6 protein-coding genes are annotated in these 4683 nt (G+C 59.3%); 3 read left to right on the forward strand and 3 right to left on the reverse strand.

Annotated elements, in window-relative coordinates; genetic code table 11:
* Positions 1 to 78: 78 nt before the first annotated feature.
* Complete coding sequence (gene smpB / locus NA637_RS23990) at positions 79 to 561, reverse strand: SsrA-binding protein SmpB (RefSeq protein WP_019340344.1); 483 nt, start codon at positions 559 to 561, stop codon at positions 79 to 81.
* A gap of 228 nt (positions 562 to 789) precedes the next feature.
* Between smpB and NA637_RS23995 the strand changes: the two genes are divergently transcribed.
* Both NA637_RS23995 and NA637_RS24000 read left to right on the forward strand, forming a co-directional pair.
* Complete coding sequence (locus tag NA637_RS23995; RefSeq protein WP_256075005.1) at positions 790 to 1224, forward strand: type II toxin-antitoxin system RatA family toxin; 435 nt, start codon at positions 790 to 792, stop codon at positions 1222 to 1224.
* Complete coding sequence (locus NA637_RS24000) at positions 1217 to 1537, forward strand: RnfH family protein (protein WP_256075006.1); 321 nt, start codon at positions 1217 to 1219, stop codon at positions 1535 to 1537. Before NA637_RS23995 ends, NA637_RS24000 begins: the two co-directional genes overlap by 8 nt.
* Before the next feature lie 57 nt (positions 1538 to 1594).
* Here the strand turns inward: NA637_RS24000 and NA637_RS24005 are convergent, their stop codons facing one another.
* On the reverse strand, positions 1595 to 2104 hold the full coding sequence (locus NA637_RS24005; RefSeq protein ID WP_256075007.1) for an outer membrane protein assembly factor BamE: 510 nt from the start codon (positions 2102 to 2104) through the stop codon (positions 1595 to 1597).
* Positions 2105 to 2197: 93 nt separating this feature from the next.
* Between NA637_RS24005 and fur the strand changes: the two genes are divergently transcribed.
* Positions 2198 to 2605 (forward strand): ferric iron uptake transcriptional regulator, encoded by a 408-nt coding sequence (gene fur, locus NA637_RS24010; RefSeq protein WP_256075010.1) that lies wholly within the window; start codon positions 2198 to 2200, stop codon positions 2603 to 2605.
* A gap of 281 nt (positions 2606 to 2886) precedes the next feature.
* Here fur and recN read toward each other — a convergent pair whose 3' ends face one another.
* Positions 2887 to 4563: a DNA repair protein RecN gene (recN, locus tag NA637_RS24015; RefSeq protein WP_256075011.1), complete on the reverse strand. Its 1677-nt coding sequence runs from the start codon at positions 4561 to 4563 to the stop codon at positions 2887 to 2889.
* Positions 4564 to 4683: the final 120 nt, after the last annotated feature.

Below are 4683 nucleotides of genomic sequence, written 5' to 3' on the forward strand. Positions count from 1 at the left end.
AGTGTTCGTGTCAGCCTCTACACTGACTTCCAGCTTCCAGCTTCCAGCTTCCAGCTTCCAGCTTCCAGCTTCCAGCTTTCAGTCTTCCTTGCCCTTGGTGCGCATGGCGCGCTGGATTTCGCGGTCGGAGTCGCGCTCCTTCTCGGTGTGACGCTTGTCGAATTCCTTCTTGCCCTTGCCCAAGGCAATATCGCACTTGATCAGGTGCTTTTTCCAGTAGATCGACAAGGCCACGCAGGCGTAGCCCTTTTGCTGCACTGCACCGAATAGCTTGCCCAGCTCTCGCTTGTTCAGCAGCAACTTACGGGTGCGCGTGGGGTCGGCGATCACGTGGGTGCTGGCGGTGGTCAGCGGCGTGATGTGGCAACCCATCAGCCAGGCTTCGCCGTCCTTGAGCAGGACGTAGCTGTCCACCAGTTGCGCCTTGCCGGCACGCAGGCTTTTGACTTCCCAGCCGGCCAGAACGAGGCCGGCCTCGAATTTCTGTTCGATGAAGTAGTCGTGTAGCGCTTTCTTGTTCAGCGCGATGGTCCCGGGGGACTGTTTCTTCTGTTTGGCCATAGGCTGCGCATTATAGGGAGTCGCGTTGCGGCTGGCGATAACCAGCGCGCTGCGACGGTGTGAAACTTGAGACGGGTGCGCTTATCCCCGACAATGTGCCATCTTTACGCTAGTTCAGATCCTGGGCGCTCGCCCGCGGCGGAACCTGCGTTATCACGCGTGCTCTCGGTGCCGCCGCCGGCTGTGGTTGTGGTCGCCGATTGTCGAATGACGAAGTAGAAGGATGGAATGACGACGCATATTCAACGTTCGGCGCTGCTGCCGTACCCGGCGCACGCGCTGTTCGACATGGTCAATGACGTAGCCAGCTATCCACAGTTTCTGCCCTGGTGTTCGGCTACCGAGGTCCTGTCCAGCAGCGAAACCCAGATGCAAGCCAGTATGACGGTGGCGAAAGCCGGCATGAGCCAGCGCTTCCTCACGCGCAACGAGTTGCAGCCAGGCAAACGTATCGAAATGACGCTGGAGGAAGGCCCCTTTAGCCACTTGCATGGCGTTTGGGAGTTCAAGGCGCTGGGTGAGAAGGCCTGCAAGATCAGCCTTGATCTGACCTTTGATTATGCCGGGCCGCTGGTTCGAGCAACCCTGGGCCCGCTGTTCAACCAGGCTGCCAATACACTGGTCGACGCGTTCTGTGCCAGGGCGAAGCAGCTATATGGATAGGCCGGCCATCGCAGTTGAGGTCGTTTATGCGTTGGCCGATAAGCAAAAGTTGCTACGGCTCAGCGTGCCCCAGGGCACGACCGTGCGCGAGGCGGCGCTGCGCTCGGGAATGGATGGCTTCTTTCCGGGGCTAGATCTCGTCACTTCGCCGCTTGGTATTTTCGGCAAGGCGGTTCCAAAGCCGGACGAGCGAACGCTTGAAGAGGGCGAGCGAGTGGAAATCTATCGACCGCTTATCGCTGATCCAAAGGAGGTGCGTAAGCAGCGCGCGGCGAAGGCGGCGCAGAACAAGGCCGGTGGATCATCGGCCTAATCGAGGCGCAATGAAAGTCCGGCATGTCGGGCTTTGTTTGTCTGTCTTGTAGCTAAGCTAGTTTGTTTCCAGTCGGCCCGGAGTGGGGACCGGAACCGGTTCGGCGGCATCGACGTCGCGCTGGATCTGTTCGAGCAAGGAGCCCGGCTCGGGCGTTTCTGTTTCTGGCTCGGTGCGGGCTGGGGTCTCGGTAGCCGGACGGTCGGTACCGAGGATCGCCTCGTCGCGACTCACGCCCGGCTTGAAATCGCCAGTCAGGCCGGCCAGCTGGTCGTTGGCATTGAACATCAGGCTGACCCGTTCCTGCTGGCGCTGGCTGCCGCCTGGCTGGATGCTGTACAGATAATCCCAGCGATTGGCATGGAACGTATCGGTCAGCAGCGGGTTGCCCATGATAAACCTTACTTGCGAGCGGGTCATTCCTGGGCGCAACTGGTCTATCATGTCCTGCGTAACGACATTGCCCTGTTGAATGTCGACCTTGTAAACCCCGGGGAATGAACAACCGGCGAGTGCGAACAGGCCCACGAGTGTGAGACTGGACAGCATGAGCTTGGTGTTTTGCATCGGTAGGTGACTTCCACTATCTTGGCTGGGCAAAGCCCGGATCATACCCGTATTGAAGGAGGCTGCGAAACAGCAGCAGCGAGAAAGCCAACCATGGTTGAAAATAGCGAACTACGCAAAGCTGGCTTGAAAGTAACCCTGCCACGGGTCAAGATCCTGCAGATGCTGGATACCACCGATCAGCGCCACATGAGCGCCGAAGACGTCTACAAGGCGTTGATGGAAGCCGGCGAGGATGTCGGTCTGGCGACGGTCTACCGCGTGTTGACCCAGTTCGAGGCGGCCGGCCTCGTGGTTCGGCATAATTTCGATGGCGGCCATGCCGTATTCGAGCTGGCAGACGGTGGCCACCATGATCATATGGTCTGCGTTGATAGCGGCGACGTCATTGAGTTCTTCGATCCGGAGATCGAGAAGCTGCAAAAGGAGATCGTCAAGCGTCACGGCTACGATCTGGTCGATCACAATTTGGTGTTATACGTCCGCAAGAAGCCCGAATGATCGCCGGCAATCTGCAGTAAAGATGGTTTCTAAACACTTCTTGCCGCATGACAAGGCCCGCCGATTGGCGGGCTTTGTTTCAAGTCAATGATTCTTCGAGAACTGCCGCTTCGGTTTTCGGCAATCCAGCCTTTCAACAGCCAAGCGTTGGCCGCCTGCGTGCGCTCTTGTTTGCAGGCCAATCAGTGCGCGCCGCGAGCTCGGGTGGCTGTCCGAAAGGCCGCTAACTAGCCTTTCTTGGCAGGCGAGGCGATCCTGAGTCGCAGTGCTTTAAAGGCTGATCAGGACGCTTGGGCAGAGTGGATCATCTGGCGGGCATGCGCCAGTGCTTGCTCGGTCAGGTCGAGTCCGCCAAGCATGCGGGCGATTTCCTCGACCCGCTCACCGCCATCCAGTGCAGCAACGGCTGTGTGGGTCTCCTCGGCACCGCGCGCCTTATGGACAAACAAGTGGTGGTGGCCTTGTGCAGCGACTTGCGGCAGGTGGGTTACGGTCAGCACTTGGCCTCGCCCGCCAAGTCGGCGCAGCAATTGGCCAACCACTTCCGCGGTCGGTCCGCCGATGCCGACGTCTACTTCATCGAACACTAGAGTCGGGATGCGTGAGGTTTGTGCAGTGATCACCTGGATCGCCAGGCTGATACGCGACAGCTCACCGCCTGAGGCAACCTTTGCCAATGGGCGTAATGGCTGGCCTGGGTTGGCGCTTACGAGAAACTCCACTTGTTCCAGTCCGTGCGGCATAAGGTCTCCGTCTGCGGCGGGCTTCAACACGACGCCGAATTTGCCGCCCGGCATGCCCAAACGCTGGATTTCCGCTTCGACTGCCTGCGCCAACGAAGCGGCGGCGTGCTGGCGCGAAGCGCTCAGCTGTTCGGCCTTTTCTCGATAGTGCCGTTCATAGGCAGCAAGCTCCTCGCTGAGCTGCTCCAGTGCAGTGTCGTCGGCGTTGAGGCTTTCCAGTTCTTCAAAGAGGCGTTGCTGCAAGGCTGGTAATTCCGGCGGCTGAACGCGGTGTTTGCGCGCAAGGGTGTAGATGCTGTCGAGACGTTCTTCCAGCGTTTGCTGCCGTTGTGGGTCGGAATCGAAGTGATCGAGAAAGCGGTTGAGTTCGCCCACCGCTTCTTCGACTTGGATCTGCGCGCTGGACAGTAGGTTGACGGCCTCGCCGAGCGCGCCTGGCTGGTTCTGGAAGCCAGTCAGGCGCTGCAGGCTCGAGGTCAGCGCCGACAGCACATTGCCAGCGTCGCTCTCGCTGCACAGCTCGATCACCTGGCGACAGGCGCCAAGCAGGTGCTCCGCGTTGGCGAGGTTCTTGTGCTCCCGCTCCAACTGTTCCAGTTCGTCGTCACCGAGAGCCAACGTCTCGAGCTCTTCGAGTTGATAGCTAAGCAACTGGTGACGGGCGCGCTGTTCGTCGCTGCTGTTGCTCAAGCGTTCCAGGCTCTGCCGGGTTTGCCGCCAGCGCTGCGCGGCCAGCTGGACCTGGCGGGCAAGATCCTGGCTGCCGCTGTACTCGTCGAGCAAACGCCTGTGGGTATCAAGTTTGAGCAGTGATTGATGTTCGTGCTGGCTGTGGATATCGATCAGCAATTCACCAAGCGCTTTCAAATCACCCTGCGGACAAGGCGTTCCGTTGATATAGCCGCGCGAACGTCCTTCGGCGGTGATCACGCGGCGCAGAATGCAAGGGCCATCGTTGTCCAGGTCTCGATCGGCCAGCCAGGCTCGCGCATCTGGAATGTCATCCAGATCGAAGCTGGCAAGAATGTCTGCCTTGTCCGCGCCGATGCGCACCACGCTGCTATCGGCACGGTCGCCCAGAGTGAGGCCCAGAGCGTCCAGCATGATCGACTTACCTGCGCCGGTCTCACCGCTGATCACGCTCATGCCGCGTTTCAGCTCAAGATCGAGATGCTCGACGATCGCGTAATTGTGAACGGAAAGATGAACCAGCATGGCAGGGCTCCTGCATTGGCTACTGGCTATTTATACAGTACTTTTAGGGCGGCTTCAAGCTGCAAGCTACAAGCGGCAAGAAAACCAAAGCACGGTCGAGCGCACTTGCTAGTGCCCATC

Source organism: Stutzerimonas stutzeri (assembly GCF_024448935.1).
GTDB lineage: Bacteria > Pseudomonadota > Gammaproteobacteria > Pseudomonadales > Pseudomonadaceae > Stutzerimonas > Stutzerimonas stutzeri_AO.

Coding starts and splice junctions, on each gene's coding strand:
- smpB (WP_019340344.1), bottom strand. CDS start 561: ATGGCCAAACAGAAGAAACAGTCCCCCGGGACCATCGCGCTGAACAAG.
- NA637_RS24000 (WP_256075006.1), top strand. CDS start 1,217: ATGGATAGGCCGGCCATCGCAGTTGAGGTCGTTTATGCGTTGGCCGAT.
- NA637_RS24005 (WP_256075007.1), bottom strand. CDS start 2,104: ATGCAAAACACCAAGCTCATGCTGTCCAGTCTCACACTCGTGGGCCTG.
- fur (WP_256075010.1), top strand. CDS start 2,198: ATGGTTGAAAATAGCGAACTACGCAAAGCTGGCTTGAAAGTAACCCTG.
- NA637_RS23995 (WP_256075005.1), top strand. CDS start 790: ATGACGACGCATATTCAACGTTCGGCGCTGCTGCCGTACCCGGCGCAC.
- recN (WP_256075011.1), bottom strand. CDS start 4,563: ATGCTGGTTCATCTTTCCGTTCACAATTACGCGATCGTCGAGCATCTC.